This window comes from Aquabacterium sp. CECT 9606 (assembly GCF_918741295.1).
Taxonomy (GTDB): domain Bacteria; phylum Pseudomonadota; class Gammaproteobacteria; order Burkholderiales; family Burkholderiaceae_C; genus Aquabacterium.
In genome coordinates, this window is the sequence record NZ_CAKKNB010000003.1 from 175,233 (window position 1) to 192,872 (window position 17,640).

The following is a 17,640-nucleotide window of genomic DNA, read 5'->3' on the forward strand; positions in this document are numbered from 1 at the left end:
GCTATGTTAGCGAGCCCGCCTAAGCCGCGTCGGGATTGAGCTTTTCGATGGATTCGCTCAGTTCCAGCCAACGGTGCTCCAAGACTTCAACCTGGTCACTGACGATTTTGAGGCGCTTGCCCTGGTCAGCGCGCGCGGCAGCGGACAGTTTGGCATCGCCCAGCGCCGTGGTGAGGTCATCCCGCTCGGTGGTCAGCGTGGCCATCTGTTGCTCGACCTTTTTGAGGTCGTTCTTCAAGGGTTTGGCCTGTTCCAGCAGTTTCTGGCGGGCAGCTTGGTGGGCCTTGCGTTCATCGCCCGACGACTCTTTGGCCGCAGCCTTGATCTGCTGTTGCTTGGCAGCCTGCTTGCCTTGGTCGCGCGCCTTTTTGGCGGCTTGGGCCACCTGCTTGCTCTGCTCCTGCAGCCACTTCTGGTAGTCGTCCAGGTCGCCATCAAAGGGCTGGACGCCGCCGTGGGTGACCAGCCAGAACTCGTCGCACACCTCACGCAGCAGGGCGCGGTCGTGGCTGACGAGCATGACAGTGCCTTCAAAGCCGTTGAGCGCCATGCTCAGGGCTTCACGCGTGGTCAGGTCCAAATGGTTGGTGGGTTCGTCCAGCAGCAGCAGGTTGGGGCGCTGCCACACAACCAGCGCCAGCACCAGGCGGGCTTTTTCGCCGCCGCTCATCAGGCCCACTGCCTGGTTGACCATGTCGCCAGTGAAGCGGAAGCTGCCCAGGAAGTCGCGCAGCTCTTGCTCGCGGCCTTGGGGGCCCAGGGTGCGGGCCAGGCGCACCATGTGTTCCAGCGGGCCTTCGTCCAGGCGCAGCACGTCCAGTTCTTGCTGGGCGAAGTAGCCGATGCTCAGGCCCTTGCCTTCGGTGACGGTGCCTGAGATAGGTGGCTGCATGTGCGCCAGCGTCTTGACCAGCGTTGACTTGCCCTGGCCGTTGGCACCCAGGATGCCGATGCGCTGGCCGGGCATGACCGAGCGGTTGATGTCGTGCACGATGACCGTGTCCTGGCCTTCTTCCGAGCGGTAGCCGCAGACCAGGTCAGACATGGCCAGCATGGGGTTGGGCAGGCTTTGCGGCTCGCGGAACTCGAAGTCGAAATCAGCGGCGCTGAGCACCGGTGCGATCTTTTCCATGCGCTCCAGGGCCTTGACGCGGCTTTGCGCCTGCTTGGCCTTGGAGGCCTTGGCCTTGAAGCGCGCGATGAACTTGCTCAAATGCGCAATGCGGTCCTGCTGCTTGGAGAATGCCGCGGTTTGCTGGCTCATGCGTTCGGCACGCATGAATTCGAAAGCCGTGTAGCCGCCCGTGTAGCGGGTCAGCTTGGCTTCGTCCAGGTGCAAGGTGACCTTGGTGATGGCATCGAGGAACTCGCGGTCGTGGCTGATGACGATCATCGTGCCTTCGTACTTTTGCAGCCAAGCCTCCAGCCAGACGAGGGCGTCCAAGTCCAAGTGGTTGGTGGGTTCGTCGAGCAGAAGCAGTTGCGAGGGGCACATCAGTGCGCGCGCGAGTTGCAGTCGCATGCGCCAGCCGCCCGAGAAGCTGTTGACGGGTGCTTCGAGCTGTTCGACGGCAAAACCCAGGCCCAGCAGCAGGGCTTGGGCGCGGGCGGGCGCGTCGAAGTGGCCCACTTCGGCCAGCAGCGCGTGCGCTTCGGCCATGGCGTTGCCGTCTTCGGCTTGTTCGGCACGGTCGAGTTCTTCTCGAGCCTGCATCAGGCGGGCATCGCCTTGGAGCACGTATTCGGTGGCCGGGTCGTCGGTTTCCGGCATGTTCTGGGCCACTTCGGCCAGACCGCCTGGTTTCAGCCACGACGCGGGGATTTCTACATCGCCGGCATCGGGCTGCAAGCGCCCCGCCAGCAGCGAGAACAGGGAGGATTTGCCCGCGCCGTTGCGGCCGATGAGGCCCACTTTTTCGCCTGGGTGCAAGGTGGCATTGGCCTGCTGTAAAACGACCTTGGTGCCACGCAGCAGGGTAATGTTCTTGATGACGATCATGGGAAGCGGAGACTCGGGATTCGGCCAGGGACGGCGCGGCAGTGTATCAAGGGCCGTTTTTTGGGGCTTTTGACGAGGCGTTTTTGGTGGGGTGCGCGAGGTGGGGATGAGGCGGTGGCTGGCAGGGCTCCTATGGTGGCGGTCCTCCGCTTTGCGAAGGACTGCTCTGCGGTGCTCACCCGGGGCGGGGATCGTCCGAAACTCGCCTTCGGCTCAAACAACGGACGATCCTTTTTCCGCCCCGGGCTCCGCTCCTCGACGACCCCGAAGTCGCCCTGCCAGCCACCGCCTCATCCCTGATCACCTCGCTGGTGGCGTGGCACGAAAAGAACCGTGCTGTGCCGCCAGCGGGGCGGAAAAGGGGCTGGTGCGGCCTCCGGCGGGGCGCCTGGGTGGGTGCTGAGAAGCACAGCGGCGAGGTGGGCGCGCGAAGCGCGCTTCGTCAACTGACTTGTCGCCGATGTTTGAACGCAGCGCCTGAAAGGCGCGAAGTGAGTTTCGGCGACACCACCTCGGCGCGAGCATCGCAAGACAGTCCCGCATCGCGGGACCACCCACCTGAAGCCCCGCTGGAGGCCGCACCAGCCCCCCGCCTCGCGTTACCAATAAAAGCGCATCAGTCTTTGCTGGCCACCGCAACAGCAGGCGCCCAAGACCCACCCAAGGCACGGATCAGCCCGACAGTCGAAGTAGCCCAAGCCCCCCGCAACTGCACCGCCTGCCGCTCAATGGCCAACAAGCTGCGCTGCGTGTCGATCAGCGTCAGGTAACTGTCTTCACCAGCGCGATAACGCTTGTCGGCCAGGTCGGCCGAGCGGCGAGCCGAGACCACGGCCTCGTCCAGGGCTTCGGTCTGGCTGCGCACCGCCGACAGGCTGGACAGCTTGTCTTCCACATCGCCAAAGGCCGACAGCACGGTCTGGCGGTAGCTGGCCACCGACTCTTCCAACGAGGCCTCGGCGCGCGCGATGTTGGCCTTGTTGCGGCCACCATCGAAGAGCGGCATCGACAGCACGGCGTTCACCAGCCAGGTGCGGGCGTCCCACTTGAACAAATCTGACAGCTCGTAAGAGGCATAGCCGCCATTGGCCGTCAGGCTCAGGGCCGGGAAGATGGCCGAGCGGGCCAAGCCGACACGTGAGTTGAAGGCCATCATCTGCGCTTGGGCGGCAGCCACGTCAGGACGGCGCTCCAGCAAGGCGGAGGGCAGGCCCGCTGGCACGGCTGGCACGGCAGCAGCCGCAGTCAGCGGTGCCGATGGCGCCGTGAATGCGGCGGGCGCCTTGCCCAACAACAACGCCAGCGCATGCTCAACCTGCGCGCGGTTGCCCTTCAGGCCGCGTGCTTCGGCCAGGGTGGTGTTGTACTCGGTGCGGGCTCGCGCCGTGTCGAACTCGGAGATGTCGCCGGACTTGTAGCGCTTTTCGGTCAGCTGAAGGTTCTCGTTGCGCAAGCCCAGGGTGCGGTCCAGCAATTCGACTTCGGCATCCAGTGTGCGCAGTTGGAAATACGTTTGCGCCACATCGGCCTGCAAGGCCAGCAGCACCGATTGGTAGGCCGCCTCGGTGGCCGCCGCATCAAAGGTGGCGGCGTTGATGCTGTTGGCCACGCGCTGGAACAAGTCCACTTCGTAGCTCGCCGTCAGGCCGGAACGCCAGGCCGTGGCTGGACCTGTGTTGGTGTTGGCGGGCAGGCCCAGATCGACTGCGCTGGATTTCTGGCGGCCGACGCCAAAGTTGACGCCGATCTGGGGCAAGCGGTCGGCCTGGCTGCTGTTCAGCGCAGCCCGTGCGGCCTTCACCCGAGCGGCGGCGGCCGCCAGGTTCGGGTTGGCCGCCAGGGCTTGCTCTTGCAGTTGGTTCAGGGCGGGATCGTTGAAGGCCAGCCACCATTGGCCACGCGTTTGGCCTTCAGCGGGCTCGGCGGCCTTCCACTGGCCTGCTGGGGCTGCGATGGCGGTGTCGGGCGTGCCTTCCTTGAAGCTGGCGGGCACCTCGAGCTTGGCCTGTGGTGGCGTGGGCGCGGTGGCGCATCCGGCCAACACCAGGGCGGCCAGCAAGGGCGCCAGGGCCAGGCTTCTTCGGTTCATGGTGTTTGTGTTTGGGCGATTCATGGTCAATGGGCCTCCAGGGGCAGTGCTGCCGCTGGCGCGGTCTTTGGCTTTTCAAAGCGCTGCGCGAATTTGCGCAGCAGCACGTAGAACACAGGGGTCAGGAACAGGCCGAACAGGGTCACGCCCAGCATGCCGGCGAACACGGCCACACCCATGGCATGGCGCATTTCCGAGCCCGCGCCGGTCGAGAAGACCAGGGGCACCACCCCCATGATGAAGGCGATGGACGTCATCAAAATGGGGCGAAGGCGCAGGTGGCAGGCCTCCAGCGCGGCTTCAACGATGCCCTTGCCCTGGTGTTCCAGTTCGCGTGCGAACTCGACGATCAGGATGGCGTTTTTGGACGCCAGCCCCACCAGCACAAACAGCGCGATCTGCGTGAACACATTGTTGTCTCCATGCGTGATGTAGACACCCGCCAGTGCGCACAGGATGGACATGGGCACGATCAGGATCACCGCCAGCGGCAGCGTCCAGCTTTCGTATTGCGCGGCCAGCACCAGGAAGACCAACAGCACGCACAAGGGGAACACATAGACCATGGTGTTGCCGGCCAGGATCTCCTGGTAGGTCAGGTCGGTCCATTCGATGCTCACGCCCTTGGGCAAGGTCTCCTTGGCGATCTGCTCCATGATGGCCTGCGCCTGGCCGGACGACACGCCGGGGGCGGGGCCACCGTTGATGTCGGCCGCCACGTAGGCGTTGTAGCGTTGAACGCGGTCGGGGCCGTAGGAGTCGGTCACGGTCATCAGGCTGCCCAGGGGCACCATCTGGCCGGTGTTGCTGCGCGTCTTGAGCTGCGAGATGCCTTCGGCGTTGGCCCGGAAAGGCGCGTCGGCCTGCACGACCACCTGGAAGGTGCGCCCGAACTTGTTGAAGTCGTTGACGTACAGCGAGCCCAGGTTGATCTGCATCGTGTCGAAGATGCTGCCCAGCGGCACGCCCAACTGCTTGGCCTTGGTGCGGTCCACGTCGGCGAACAATTGCGGCACGTTGATCTGGTAGCTGCTGAACACGCCGGCCAGTTGTGGCGTCTGCCAGGCCTTCATCTGCAGGGCCATCACGCCTTTGTACAGCTCGTCGTAGCCCACGTTGCCGCGGTCTTCCACGAACAGCTTGAAGCCGCCGATGGTGCCCAGGCCGTTCACCGATGGCGGCGGGAAGACCATGATGAAAGCATCTTGAATGGCACCCAGGCGCTTGTTCACTTCAGCAGCGATCTCGTTGCCCGACAGACCAGGGCCTTTGCGCTTGGCGAAGTCGTCCAGCGTGTAGAACACGATGCCGGCGTTGGGGGCGTTGGTGAAGCCATTGATCGACAGGCCTGGGAAGGCCACCGAATCGCTCACACCGGGCACGCTCTTGGCGATGTCCGACATGCGTCGGATCACGGCGTCGGTGCGGTCCAGCGAGGCGGCGTCAGGCAACTGCGCGAAGCCGACCAGGTACTGCTTGTCTTGCGCCGGCACGAAGCCCGAAGGCACGGCTTTGAAGACGAAGAAGGTGGCCACGCACAGCAGGGCGTAGACGAGCATCGTCACGGCCTTGCGATTCAGCACACCACCCACGCCTTTTGAGTAGCGGTGCGAGGCGCGGTCGAAGCCCCTGTTGAACACGCGGAAGAATCCACCCAGGGCCCAGTCCATGCCTTTGGCGAGCTTGTCCTTGGGCGCGTCGTGCGGCTTGAGCAGCGCGGCGGCCAGGGCAGGCGACAGGGTCAGCGAGTTGAAAGCCGAGATCACCGTCGAGATGGCGATGGTCAGCGCGAATTGCTTGTAGAACTGCCCCGTCAGGCCGGCCACGTAAGCGATGGGCACGAACACGGCGCACAGCACCAGCGCGATCGCGATGATGGGCCCGGACACTTCCTTCATCGCTTGGATGGTGGCGTCGTGCGGGCTCAGGCCATTGGCGATGTTGCGCTCGACGTTCTCCACAACCACGATGGAATCGTCCACCACGATGCCGATGGCCAGCACCAGGCCGAACAGCGACAGCGTGTTGATCGAGAAGCCGAAGCCCAGCAGCACCGCGAAGGTGCCCACGATGGAGACGGGCACGGCCAGCAAGGGGATCAGCGAAGCGCGCCAGGTTTGAAGGAAGACGATGACGACGATCACCACCAGCGCCACGGCTTCGATCAGGGTCTTGATCACGGCCTCGATCGAGGCGCTGACGAACTGCGTTGGGTCGTAGACGATGGTGTATTCAACGTCGGCCGGAAAGTCGCCTTTCAGCTCGTCCATGACCTTGCGCACGTCGGCCGACAACTGCAATGCATTAGCGTTGGGCGCCTCGAAAATGCCCATGCCGATGGCTGGCTTGTTGTTCAGCAGCGAGCGCAACGCGTATTGCTGCGCGCCCAGTTCGATGCGGGCCACGTCGCGCAGCTTGGTCACGCCGCCTTCACCGCCCGTCTTGACGATGATGTCGCCGAACTGCTCTTCGGTCGACAAACGGCCCGAGGCATTGACCGACAACTGGAAGGGCGAGCCGGTGTTGGGCGGTGCGCCCACCACACCCGCGGCCACCTGCACGTTCTGTTCGCGGATGGCGGCTACCACGTCGGCGGCGGTCAGGCCGCGCTGCGACACCTTTTGCGGATCAAGCCAGACGCGCATGGCGTAGTCGCCTGCACCGAAGACCTGCACATCGCCCATGCCTGGCAAGCGAGCCAGCTGGTCCTTGATGTTGAGTGTGGCGTAGTTGCGCAGGTAGACGTCGTCGTACGTGCCCTTGGGGGACAGCAAGTGCACCACCATGGTCAGGTTGGGGGAGCTCTTGACCGTGGTCACGCCGATCTGGCGCACCTCTTCGGGCAAGCGGGGCAGGGCGCGCTGCACGCGGCTCTGCACCTGGGTTTCGGCCTGCTCGACGTTGGTGCCGATCTTGAACGTGACGGTGAGCGTGAGCGCACCGTCCGTTGTGGCCTGCGAGGACATGTAGAGCATGTTCTCGACGCCGTTGATCTGCTCCTCCAGAGGCGCGGCCACCGTTTCGGCGATCACCTTGGGGTTGGCGCCGGGGAACTGCGCACGCACCACCACCGAGGGCGGCACGACTTCAGGGTATTCGGAGATCGGCAGGCGGAAGATCGCGATGACCCCCGCGATGAAGATCAGGATGGACAGCACCGCCGCGAAGATGGGGCGGTTCACGAAGAATCTTGAGAAGTTCATGGCGTGGTGTCCTTACTTCTGGGCGCCAGCCGCCGCGCCGGATGCGCCACCCGCTGGGCCATCCATCGGCACGACTTGAGGGGCCACAGGCGCGCCGGGGCGCACGCGTTGCAAGCCATCAACCACGATGCGCTCGCCCGCTTTCAGGCCAGAGCTGACCACGCGCAGGGTGCCCACTTGCGTGCCCAACTGGATGGGCCGGTACTCGGCCATGTTCTTGTCGTTGAGCACATAGACAAACTTGCGGTTCTGGTCCGTGCCAATGGCGCGTTCGGCCACCAGGGCCGATTCGGCGCCGGTGGGCGACGAGGTGCCCACCTGGACCCGTGCGAAGAGGCCAGGCGTCAACAGGCCGTCTTTGTTGTCGACCAGGCCGCGCATGCGCACGCTGCCGGCGACCGGGTCCACGCGGTTGTCCACGAACTCCAGCTTGCCCTCGTGTGGAAAGCCTTTTTCATTGGCCAAGCCGATGTGCAGTTTCATGGCCGCCGGGTTGGCGCGGGCCTGTTTGCCCAACTGCAGGTAGGTCGATTCGTCGCCATTGAAGCTCACGTACATCGGGTTGGCCGACACCACGGATGTCAGCACCGTGTTGCCATCGACCAGGTTGCCCACGGTGACTTCGGCCTTGCCGACGCGGCCATCGAAGGGCGCGCGGATGGTGGTCCATTCCACGTTCAGGCGGGCGGTTTGCAAAGCGGCCTGGTCGGCGCGCGCGGCGGCATCCAACTGGCGCACATTGGCGGTGCGTTCGTCATAGTCGCGCTGCGCAATGGCGTTGTCAGCCAACAGTTTTTTAGAGCGCTCTTGCTCGGTCTTGGCCAGTTCGGCCCTGGCTTGCGAGCCAGCCACGGCGGCTTCAGCCTGGGCCAGTGCGGCGCGGTAAGGGCGTGGGTCGATCACGAAGAGCACATCGCCCTTTTTGACCAGCATGCCGGGCTTGAGGTTGACGCTGTCGATGTAGCCTGACACGCGGGGACGCAGCTCGGCACGGTCGATGGCCTCGATCAAGCCCGAGAACTCGCGCTGCTCGGCCACGGGGCGCGACAGCACCTCGGCCACGCTCACGGGCATGGCTGGGGGGGCGCCGGCAGGGGTCGCGTGGGCATCTTGTTCCTTGCCGCAACCGCTAAGCAGCATGGTCAAAGCCGCCAGCATGGCCAGCGCGAAACCGGCTTGTGCCGGCCGTTTCAGGGAGGAGTCAAAAGTGGTCTTCATGATTGGCTCGGTTTCTTGGAAGGGTTGGAACTGGAAGAGGATGGGGTTGCACGGTGTGCTGCAAGAAATGCGCTCAGCGCTGTCACGCAGGGGTCGTCGGCCGTGATCTCGCAGCGCTCGCTGACGTTGTTCACATCGGCAGGGGGCAAGGTGACCTGGTCGACCGAAATGCCGGCGTGCACCAGCTTGTTGGCATAGGCGCGCGCCTCGTCAGACAGCGGATCGCCTTCGGTGTGCATGATCAAAGCGGGGGGCAGCCCGGTCAGGCGGCTGGCCTGCAAGGGGCTGGCATAGGGGTGCAGCCGGTCAGAAGGGTGGGGCAGGTACGTGCGGTAGCTGCGCTCCAGGGCCTGGGCGACTTCGGCGGTGTCGGGCTGGTCGGCGGCGTGGCGCATGGAGTCGCAGCGCATGCTGGCATCGAGCATGGGCATCACCAGCACCTGGCCGGCCAGCTTGGGCCCTTGGCGATCGCGGCAGACCAGGGCCGACACGGCGGCCAGATTGCCGCCAGCCTCGACGCCGCCGACAAACAGGTGCGTGCCTTTCCAGAACAGTTTGTTGCGGTGGCTGTGCGTGAGTGTCAACACGGCGTGCGCGTCTTCCACGGCGGCGGGAAAAGGGCGGTCGGGCGCGAGTGCGTAGCAGGGCGCCAGCATGTTGATGCCGCAGTTGTCGGCCAGCACTCGGAAGCAAGAATCGGTGGATTCGACATCAGAGACGACAAAACCGCCTGGGTGGAAGAACACCAGGAGCGCGTCGCTGGCCTTGCCGGGCGCACCGCGGTACAGCCGCAAATGCAGCGGCCCGCTGCTGCCTGGCCACTCGAAGATGGCGTCTGGCGCGTCTGGTTTGACGGCGGATTGGGGCATGCGGAGTCACTGCGGATGGTGAAAGAGGATGCAACTGTATTTGTTTGTGGCTTGCCGATAAACTGCCTGAATTTGAATTGACTGTTCAGGAATATGAACAATGGACAAGTTCAAGGCCATGGAAGCCTTTGTGAAGGTGGTGGATTCGGGTGGCTTCACCCGCGCGGCCGAGTTGATGCGGGCCCCCAAGGCCACGGTGTCGACACTGATTCAAGACCTTGAGACGCAATTAGGTACCCGATTGCTGCACCGCACAACGCGAAGGGTGACTGTGACGGCCGATGGGGCCTCGTACTACGAACGTTGCATTCGGATCCTGGACGATTTGCGTGAAGCGGACGAGTCACTGTCCGCGCGCCAGGGTGATCCGAATGGCCGATTGCGGGTGGACGTGTTCAGCGCCATGGCCAGCTACCTGATGAGCTCAGGCCTGCCTGATTTTTTGGCCAAGCACCCCAGGATTCGCTTGGAAATGGGTTGCAGCGACCGGCCGGTCAACATGGTCAGTGAAGGCGTGGACTGCGTGATTCGCGCGGGCGAGGTCACCGATCCTTCGCTCATCGCGCGGCGCATCGGATCGATGTGGTTCGTGCCCTGTGCCACACCCGCTTATCTGGCGCGGCATGGAGAACCGACTCATCCCCAAGACTTGTATCAGCACACGCTGATCAATTACTTCCTGCACGGTTCAGGCAAAGTCACGCCCTGGGATTTTTCAAAGGACGGCGAGCGCATCGAGTGGACGCCCGACGCGCCTTTGTCGGTGAATGACTCAAAGGTTTATGAGGACGCCTGCCTGGCGGGGCTGGGCATCGGGACGGTGCCCAGCTTTGTGTACCAGCGCTACCAGCAGCAGGGGTTGCTGCAGGGCGTTCTGACGGATTGGGTGAGCGATCCGGTGCCGGTCTATGTGGTGTATGCCTCGAAACGGCACTTGTCCACCAAGGTGCAGGCCTTTGTGGAATGGGTGGCCGAGTTTTTCGAGAACGCCCCAGGTTTGAGGCGCTCGGTCAATTGAACCAATCTGTCCGTGGTGGATGTCAGCCCGCCGCGCGGATCAAGTGATCGAAAGCGCTCAAAGCCGCCTTCGCACCATCACCCGCCGCGATCACGATCTGCTTGAACGGCACCGTGGTCGCATCACCTGCCGCGAACACGCCGGGCACCGAGGTGGCGCCGCGGTTGTCGACCACGATCTCGCCATGGCGTGACAGCTCCAGCGTGCCCTTGAGCCATTCGGTGTTGGGCACCAGGCCGATCTGCACGAATACGCCTTCCAGTGGTACCAAGTGTTCTTCGCCCGTGCTGCGGTCCTTGTAGCGCAGACCATTGACCTTACCGTCGGCCCCGGTGATCTCGGTGGTCTGCGCGTTGGTGTGCACCGTCACGTTGGGCAGGCTTTGGAGTTTGCGCACGAGCACGGCGTCGGCCTTGAGCTGGTCGGCGAACTCGATCACCGTGACGTGGGCCACGATGCCTGCCAGGTCAATGGCGGCCTCGATGCCCGAGTTGCCACCGCCGATCACCGCCGTGCGCTTGCCCTTGAACAAGGGACCGTCGCAGTGCGGGCAATAGGCCACGCCCTTGTTCTTGTACTCCTGCTCGCCGGGTACGTTCACGTTGCGCCAGCGCGCGCCGGTCGACAGGATCACCGTCTTGCCCTTGAGCGAGCCGCCATTGGCCAGCTTGACTTCGATCAGGCCACCGGGCTGAGCTGCGGGGATCAACTGCTCGGCACGCTGCAGGTTCATGATGTCGACATCGTAGGTGCGGGCATGCGCTTCCAGGCCCATGGCGAACTTGGGGCCGTCGGTCTCGAGCACCGAGATGTAGTTCTCGATCGCCAGGGTGTCGTTCACTTGGCCACCGAAGCGCTCGGCCGCCACACCAGTGCGGATGCCCTTGCGCGCGGCGTACACGGCCGCGGCAGCACCGGCAGGGCCACCCCCGATGATCAACACATCGTAGGGTTCCTTGGCGCTGAGCTTGGTTGCTTCCTTGGCGGCCGCGCCCGTGTCCAGCTTGGCCACGATCTCTTCCACGGTCATGCGGCCAGAACCAAACACCTGGCCGTTCATGTAAACCATGGGCACGGCCATGATCTCGCGAGCGTTCACTTCATCCTGGAAGGCGCCGCCTTCGATGACCGTGGTCTTGACCTTGGGATTGAGCACCGCCATCAGGCTGAGGGCCTGGACCACATCGGGGCAGTTGTGGCAGGTCAAGGACATGTAGACCTCGAAATTGAAGTCACCGTCCAGGCCCTTGATCTGGTCGATGATGTCTTGCTCGACCTTGGGCGAGTGGCCACCGGTCCAGAGCAGGGCCAGCACCAGTGAGGTGAATTCATGGCCCAGCGGCAGGCCCGCGAAACGCAATTGGGTTTCGCTGCCATCACGCCGCAACGTGAAGGAGGGCCGACGGGCATCCTGGCCGTCGGTCTTCAAGGTGATCTTGTCGCTGCGCAAACCGACGATGGTCTGCAGCAGTTCGAGCGTCTCGCGAGACGTCTCGGAGTCGTTCAGCGATGCCACGATCTCGAGCGGCTGGGTGACACGCTCCAGGTAAGCGTGAAGTTGGGCCTTGAGGGTGTCGTCGAGCATGGTGTGCATCCTTTAATCTTTAGTGCCCCCATCAGGCCTCGTGAGTCCGACAGGGGCGGTACAACAAATCAAACCGTCAAATCAATCAGATCTTGCCAACCAGGTCCAGTGAAGGCGTCAGGGTCTTGGCGCCTTCCTTCCACTTGGCGGGGCAGACCTGGCCAGGGTTGGCGGCGGTGAACTGGGCAGCCTTCAGCTTGCGCACGGTTTCGGACACGTCACGGGCGATTTCGTTGCTGTGGATTTCAGCGGTCTTGATCACCAGATCGGGGTTGATGATGAAGGTGCCGCGCAACGCCAGGCCTTCTTCTTCGATGTGGACGCCAAAGGCGCGGGTCAGTTTGTGGGTTGGATCGCCGACCAGGGGGAACTTGGCCTTGCCGACGGCGTCGGAGGTTTCGTGCCACACCTTGTGCGAGAAGTGGGTGTCGGTGGTGACGATGTAAACCTCGGCACCGGCCTTCTTGAACTCTTCGTAGCTGTTGGCGGCGTCTTCAATCTCGGTCGGGCAGTTGAAGGTGAAGGCAGCCGGCATGAAGATCAGGACGGACCACTTGCCCTTCAGGCTTTCGTCAGAGACGGTGATGAATTCACCCTTGCCGCCACGGTTCACGAAGGCTTCGGTCTTGAAGGGTTGGACTTGCGTATTGATCAGGCTCATGGCTTGTTTCCTAGTTGGTTGGTGGTTGTTGAAAAGAACATGAAGAATAGTAGGCCAGCTTGCGCATTGGCAAGATTGATTGATCAAATTTGAGTGATTGGCAGGGGCTATGCCCGGGGGTCCTCAAAGCCGCGAGCGGATCCACAGCCCGTAGACAACCAGGTTGAACACCACCATCAAGATGCCCAGCACCAATTGCACGGTGGGGGTGAGGCCCTCGGGGTAGAGCAGCGACACGATGTAGTGGTCGATGAATCCGCCGTCGTAGCCTTGCTGGCCAGCTTTCAGGCGGAGGCGGTTTTCAAGAGGGGTGAGCGGACAAATGCTGCTGGTGAACTCGACGTAGATGCCCCAGATCAGGGCCGGGACATGCAACCACACCAGCGCTGGCCAGCGGAACAGCAAACCTGCCCCGAAAATCACGAAGAACACGAAAGCCAGGTGAAAGACCACCAGGGAACTGGCAAGGACGGCGTAGGGCATTCAGCGATCATGCCCGAGGGCGCGCCGCGCTGCCAGGCTCAGCGTGGCAGCAAACAACATCACCAATGCCATGCCGGACGACAAGGTGTGCCATTCGGCCACCACGCCGATCAGGGGCGGGCCCGCCATCATGCCCAGATAGCCCAGGGCCGCCACCGCAGCGATGCCGTCGGCGGGCGCGACGCCTGGCACCCGAGCCGCTGCACTGAACAGCACTGGCACCACATTGGCCAAGCCCAGTCCGATCAGGGCAAACCCCAGAAGCGCCACCATCGGCTTATCGGTCATCAAGGTGAGCGCCATGCCCAAGGCCGCCAGTGCACCGCAGATCTGAACCAGCCGGACCGACGACAACTGGGCCCGCACCCAATCACCCGCAAAACGGGTGGCCGCCATGGCACCCGAAAAACTGGCATAAGCCAGGGCGGCGGTGGAGGGCGTGGCCTGCAATGACTCGTGCATGTAGAGCACGCTCCAATCGTAGATGGCGCCTTCGCACAGCAGGCCCAGCGCCGCGAGCACGCCGATCAGGCCCAGCACGCCGCGCGGCAACACCATGCCGCCGCCAGATTGCACGTCGCGCCCAGCATGCATGTGCAGGCAACCCCAGATGGTGAGCAAGCCGCACGCCACGCCAGCCGTCAACAGGTGCATGGTCGGGCTCACGCCAAGGCCTTGCATGGCGCTGCCCAGCCCGGCGCCGGCCATGCCACCCAAGCTGAACAGGCCATGAAAACCGCTCATCAATGGGCGGTTGGCCTGGCGCTCGATTTCGCTGGCGGCCACGTTAACGGCCACGTCAAACAGGCTGGCGGTGATCCCGAAGGTGAACATCAGCAGCAGCAACGCCGCGTACTGGGTGGTGGCCAAAAGCAGCGTGATGGCCAGGGCCGCAACCAGCCCTGTCATGAGGGCCACGTTGCGGGGCCCCAGGCGGCCGACGATCCGGCCTGCTTGGGTCAGGCCGGTGATCGAACCAAGGCCTGCCGCCAGCATGGCCAAGGCGAGGGTTTGCTCGCTCAAACCATGGTGCGCCTTGACCATGGGCACCTGCACGCCCCAGGTGGCGAACAGGGCGCCCGCCGCAAAGAATTGACCCCGGATGGCCCAGGCGGAATGCGTGGCGTCAGCCGGCATCGTTGTCGGTCAGCCGCTGGATCTGGCGGTCTTGAAGGCCAGAGAACAGCGCCAGGGCCGTGATCGCGCCAATGAGCGCAAAGAACATGTCCGACTGGGTGTCCCACTGATCGCCCTGGGTGCCCAGGAACTCGTCGGCCCCTTGGCCCATGGCCAGTGCCGCACCCCATTCGATGAACTCGTAAGTGGCGCTGATGGCCAGCACGATGCAGACCACGATGAACGCGAGCATCTTGCGTCCGTTCACGTGCTGGCCACGGATCAGGATTTCACGCGCCACCAGGGCAGGGACCAGGCCCTGGAAGAAGTGGCCGATCTTGTCGTAAGGGTTGCGGTGCAAGCCAAGCCAGTCTTGAATTTGAAAGCCCAGCGGCACGCGCGCGTAGGTGTAAGCCCCGCCCAGCATGAGCACCAGCGCATGCGCGAAGATGAAGGCGTAAAGCAGCGTGGTCAGCGGAAAACGCTTGTAGCTGGCCCACATGATGGGCAAGGCGATGAGCACGGGGGTGACTTCCAGCACCCAGGTGGCGAAGTCGTAGGGCCGCAGGCCCGATAGCGCGAGCAGCCCAATGAGCAGGGCCGAGGCGATCAGCAGTGGTTTGGTGCGTTGTGGTGTGGCGTGGTCAGACAATGTTGCTGCCTCCAGGTTCATGCGGCAGCAACATTGTCGTTGACTTGAGGCAGAAGCAGCGTGCCGCTGCTGGCCGTGTGGCGCTTTACGCTTGAGAGACGTTGCGTCGGCGGGCGAAGGCCGCGATGCAGACCAGGCCCATCGCCGTCAATGCAAAGCTGCCGGTTTCTGGCACGCTGGTGACCATGCCTTGGGTATGGAGGCCAAGGGCGATGGAGCCGGCGCCAGAAGGGACTTCGTTCTTGACGACCAGTGCCAGCGAATTGAACTCGCCCGCAATGGCGTCGAAGGTGAAGGTCAGGTGGGTCAGCCCCGTGCCATCGGTGCTCGACCAGGACCAGTCTCCGACATCCACGCCGTTGACCAGCACATCCCAATTCACAGGGGTGTCGGACAGGCTGTTGTAAGAGACGTTCAAGTCCAGCTCCAGAGCGGACGCATTGAACAGACCTGTCGAGGCGTAGGTGTGGCTGATTTTGTCACCACGCTCGACCGACCAGAACCAGCCCGTTTGATCACCGGAGGTGCCAACAGAAGCGACAACGGTAGAGGTGGCTGAGGGGAAGATGAAGCCGTAGCTGGCGGCTTGAGCCGCACCAGTCGTGGCCAGTGCGGTGGCGAGTAACGCCGTTCGCAGAATTGCGCTCATTGAATCTCCCTTGACACTTATATGAAAGTTAAATCATAGATGTCCGGCCTTGTTTGATAAATCCCTCAGGCAAGGGTGATTGCAGCCGGGGAGATCACGCACACCGATGAGTCACCACCACTGGTTTCCAGCCAGACCACCTCCAACTCGGGAAATGCGCGCTCGAAGTTCTCGCGCTCGTTGCCGATCTCAAGCACCAGGATCGCCTCGGGCGAGAGATACCGGCCGGGATTGGCCTTCAAGGTGGCCAGCAGGGCGCGTGTGAAATCCATCCCGTCATCGCCGGAGGCCAGGGCGAGCTCGGGCTCGGCCAGGTACTCGGCGGGCAAGGCGCGCATGGACTGCGCGTTCACATACGGCGGGTTGCACAGGATCAGATCGTAGGGGCCGCGCGCCTGGGCCAGGCCGTCGCTTTGGATCAAGGTGATGCGGTCGGCCAGGTCGTGCTTGTCCACGTTGATGCGGGCCACGGCCAAGGCATCGGTGCTGATGTCCAGACCGTCCACTGTCACATCGGGGTAGGCCAGGGCTGCGATCACGGCCAGGCTGCCATTGCCCGTGCACAGATCGAGCACGCGCAGGGTGCGCTCGCTCAGCCAATGGTCGATGCTGCCATCGGCGATCAGCTCGGCGATGAAAGAGCGCGGCACGATGGTGCGTTCGTCCACGTAGAACGGCACGCCTTGCAGCCAGGCTTCCTGGGTGAGGTAAGCCGCGGGCTTGCGGGTTTCGATGCGCTGGGTGACGAGGGCATTGACCTCGGTGTGTTGAGCCGCTTCAACGGGTTGGTCGGCCACCCCATCCAGGTCGTCCAAAGGCAAGCCCAGCTTCCACAGCACCAGCCAGGCGGCTTCGTCAAAGGCGTTGATGGTGCCGTGCCCAAACGAAACACCCGCCTGGGTGAGGCGGGCGCTGGCGGTTTCGATCAGCTCAATGACAGTGCTCACGACAGCAGTCTTTCCAGGGTTTGGCGGTAGATATTTTTCAAGGGTTCGATGGCGGACACGGCCACGTGCTCGTCAATCTTGTGGATGCTGGCGTTGACGGGCCCGAACTCCACCACTTGCGGGCAAATCTGCGCAATGAAACGGCCATCGGAGGTGCCACCCGTGGTGGACAGTTCGGTGGTCAGACCGGTGACGTCTTTGATGGCGCCAGCGATGGCTTCGATCAGGCTGCCTGAACGCGTCAGGAATGGGCGGCCGCCCAAAGTCCAATCGATCTCGAAGCTCAAGCCGTGCTTGGCCAACACGGCTTGCAGGCGTTCCTTCAAGCCATCGGGCGTGGACTCGGTGGAGAAGCGGAAGTTGAAGTCCACCACCAACTCACCCGGGATGACGTTGTTGGCGCCCGTGCCGGCGTGGATGTTGGACATCTGCCAGCTGGTGGGCGGGAAGTGGTCGTTGCCCTGGTCCCAGGTGATGCTGGCCAGTTCGGCCAAGGCGGGGGCCGCCAGGTGGATGGGGTTTTGCGCCAGGTGTGGGTAAGCGATGTGGCCCTGCACGCCCTTGACGCGCAACTTGCCCGACAGCGAGCCACGTCGGCCGTTCTTGATCATGTCGCCCACGGACTTGACTGAGGTGGGCTCGCCCACGATGCAGCAGTCCAGGCGTTCGCCGCGTTGCGTCAGCCACTCGCAAACCTTGACCGTGCCATCGACCGAGGGGCCTTCTTCATCACTGGTCAGCAAAAAGGCGATGCTGCCTTGGTGCTGTGCATGGCTGGCGACGAATTCTTCGGTGGCCACCAGCATGGCGGCCAGCGAGGTTTTCATGTCGGCGGCGCCTCGGCCATAGAGCATGCCGTCGCGGTGGGTGGGCACGAAGGGCGGGCTGGTCCATTGGTCCAGTGGGCCGGTGGGGACCACGTCCGTGTGCCCGGCAAACACCAGGGTGGGCGCGCCGTTGGCATGCCCCTGGCCGCGCTTGATGGCCCACAGGTTGGTGACTGGCGCATCGGTCGGCCCAAAGGTCAGCGTGTGGCATTCAAAGCCCAAGGCTTGCAGGCGTTCAATGAACAAGGCCTGGCAAGCGCCATCGTGAGGGGTGACGGAGGAGCGGGCAATCAGCGCCTCGGTCAGGCGCAAGGTGGCGGTCAT

Annotated in this window: 14 protein-coding genes; 1 reads left to right on the forward strand and 13 read right to left on the reverse strand. The window is 63.5% G+C overall.

The genetic code is table 11. The features are described 5' to 3' along the window. Nucleotides 1–19: 19 nt before the first annotated feature. From LQ232_RS13505 to LQ232_RS13525, 5 genes are all read right to left on the reverse strand, one after another. Nucleotides 20–1,999: an ATP-binding cassette domain-containing protein gene (locus tag LQ232_RS13505; protein WP_230180869.1), complete on the reverse strand. Its 1,980-nt coding sequence runs from the start codon at nucleotides 1,997–1,999 to the stop codon at nucleotides 20–22. Nucleotides 2,000–2,615: 616 nt separating this feature from the next. Continuing rightward, nucleotides 2,616–4,088, reverse strand: coding sequence for an efflux transporter outer membrane subunit (locus LQ232_RS13510; RefSeq protein ID WP_230180870.1), 1,473 nt, complete (start codon nucleotides 4,086–4,088; stop codon nucleotides 2,616–2,618). Between the two features lie 26 nt (nucleotides 4,089–4,114). Continuing rightward, nucleotides 4,115–7,291, reverse strand: coding sequence for an efflux RND transporter permease subunit (locus LQ232_RS13515; protein ID WP_230180871.1), 3,177 nt, complete (start codon nucleotides 7,289–7,291; stop codon nucleotides 4,115–4,117). A 12-nt stretch (nucleotides 7,292–7,303) separates the two neighbouring features. Further along, nucleotides 7,304–8,509 (reverse strand): efflux RND transporter periplasmic adaptor subunit, encoded by a 1,206-nt coding sequence (locus LQ232_RS13520; RefSeq protein ID WP_230180872.1) that lies wholly within the window; start codon nucleotides 8,507–8,509, stop codon nucleotides 7,304–7,306. Then, complete coding sequence (locus LQ232_RS13525) at nucleotides 8,506–9,378, reverse strand: alpha/beta hydrolase (protein ID WP_230180873.1); 873 nt, start codon at nucleotides 9,376–9,378, stop codon at nucleotides 8,506–8,508. The genes LQ232_RS13520 and LQ232_RS13525 overlap by 4 nt, the downstream gene beginning before the upstream one ends. A 100-nt stretch (nucleotides 9,379–9,478) precedes the next feature. Between LQ232_RS13525 and LQ232_RS13530 the strand changes: the two genes are divergently transcribed. After that, nucleotides 9,479–10,396, forward strand: a complete 918-nt coding sequence (locus LQ232_RS13530; RefSeq protein ID WP_230180874.1) for a LysR family transcriptional regulator — start codon at nucleotides 9,479–9,481, stop codon at nucleotides 10,394–10,396. A 22-nt stretch (nucleotides 10,397–10,418) separates the two neighbouring features. Here the strand turns inward: LQ232_RS13530 and ahpF are convergent, their stop codons facing one another. From ahpF to dapE, 8 genes are all read right to left on the reverse strand, one after another. Continuing rightward, on the reverse strand, nucleotides 10,419–11,981 hold the full coding sequence (gene ahpF / locus LQ232_RS13535; protein WP_230180875.1) for an alkyl hydroperoxide reductase subunit F: 1,563 nt from the start codon (nucleotides 11,979–11,981) through the stop codon (nucleotides 10,419–10,421). 85 nt (nucleotides 11,982–12,066) lie between these two features. Then, on the reverse strand, nucleotides 12,067–12,642 hold the full coding sequence (gene ahpC, locus LQ232_RS13540; RefSeq protein WP_230180876.1) for an alkyl hydroperoxide reductase subunit C: 576 nt from the start codon (nucleotides 12,640–12,642) through the stop codon (nucleotides 12,067–12,069). A gap of 123 nt (nucleotides 12,643–12,765) precedes the next feature. After that, nucleotides 12,766–13,125, reverse strand: a complete 360-nt coding sequence (locus tag LQ232_RS13545) for a DUF2784 domain-containing protein (RefSeq protein WP_230180877.1) — start codon at nucleotides 13,123–13,125, stop codon at nucleotides 12,766–12,768. Continuing rightward, on the reverse strand, nucleotides 13,126–14,262 hold the full coding sequence (locus LQ232_RS13550) for an MFS transporter (RefSeq protein ID WP_230180878.1): 1,137 nt from the start codon (nucleotides 14,260–14,262) through the stop codon (nucleotides 13,126–13,128). Then, on the reverse strand, nucleotides 14,252–14,893 hold the full coding sequence (locus tag LQ232_RS13555) for a DUF2238 domain-containing protein (protein ID WP_230180879.1): 642 nt from the start codon (nucleotides 14,891–14,893) through the stop codon (nucleotides 14,252–14,254). Before LQ232_RS13555 ends, LQ232_RS13550 begins: the two co-directional genes overlap by 11 nt. Before the next feature lie 85 nt (nucleotides 14,894–14,978). Further along, nucleotides 14,979–15,542, reverse strand: a complete 564-nt coding sequence (locus LQ232_RS13560; protein ID WP_230180880.1) for a PEP-CTERM sorting domain-containing protein — start codon at nucleotides 15,540–15,542, stop codon at nucleotides 14,979–14,981. A gap of 65 nt (nucleotides 15,543–15,607) precedes the next feature. Next, entirely contained in the window at nucleotides 15,608–16,489 is an 882-nt protein-coding gene (prmB, locus tag LQ232_RS13565; RefSeq protein WP_230180881.1) for a 50S ribosomal protein L3 N(5)-glutamine methyltransferase, read from the reverse strand. After that, on the reverse strand, nucleotides 16,486–17,640 hold the full coding sequence (dapE, locus tag LQ232_RS13570) for a succinyl-diaminopimelate desuccinylase (protein ID WP_230180882.1): 1,155 nt from the start codon (nucleotides 17,638–17,640) through the stop codon (nucleotides 16,486–16,488). The genes prmB and dapE overlap by 4 nt, the downstream gene beginning before the upstream one ends.

Bases quoted from the DNA above. Each gene is read 5' to 3' on its own strand.
- LQ232_RS13505 (WP_230180869.1), bottom strand. From the start codon at position 1,999: ATGATCGTCATCAAGAACATTACCCTGCTGCGTGGCACCAAGGTCGTT.
- LQ232_RS13510 (WP_230180870.1), bottom strand. From the start codon at position 4,088: ATGAACCGAAGAAGCCTGGCCCTGGCGCCCTTGCTGGCCGCCCTGGTG.
- LQ232_RS13515 (WP_230180871.1), bottom strand. From the start codon at position 7,291: ATGAACTTCTCAAGATTCTTCGTGAACCGCCCCATCTTCGCGGCGGTG.
- LQ232_RS13520 (WP_230180872.1), bottom strand. From the start codon at position 8,509: ATGAAGACCACTTTTGACTCCTCCCTGAAACGGCCGGCACAAGCCGGT.
- LQ232_RS13525 (WP_230180873.1), bottom strand. From the start codon at position 9,378: ATGCCCCAATCCGCCGTCAAACCAGACGCGCCAGACGCCATCTTCGAG.
- LQ232_RS13530 (WP_230180874.1), top strand. From the start codon at position 9,479: ATGGACAAGTTCAAGGCCATGGAAGCCTTTGTGAAGGTGGTGGATTCG.
- ahpF (WP_230180875.1), bottom strand. From the start codon at position 11,981: ATGCTCGACGACACCCTCAAGGCCCAACTTCACGCTTACCTGGAGCGT.
- ahpC (WP_230180876.1), bottom strand. From the start codon at position 12,642: ATGAGCCTGATCAATACGCAAGTCCAACCCTTCAAGACCGAAGCCTTC.
- LQ232_RS13545 (WP_230180877.1), bottom strand. From the start codon at position 13,125: ATGCCCTACGCCGTCCTTGCCAGTTCCCTGGTGGTCTTTCACCTGGCT.
- LQ232_RS13550 (WP_230180878.1), bottom strand. From the start codon at position 14,262: ATGCCGGCTGACGCCACGCATTCCGCCTGGGCCATCCGGGGTCAATTC.
- LQ232_RS13560 (WP_230180880.1), bottom strand. From the start codon at position 15,542: ATGAGCGCAATTCTGCGAACGGCGTTACTCGCCACCGCACTGGCCACG.
- dapE (WP_230180882.1), bottom strand. From the start codon at position 17,640: ATGACCGCCACCTTGCGCCTGACCGAGGCGCTGATTGCCCGCTCCTCC.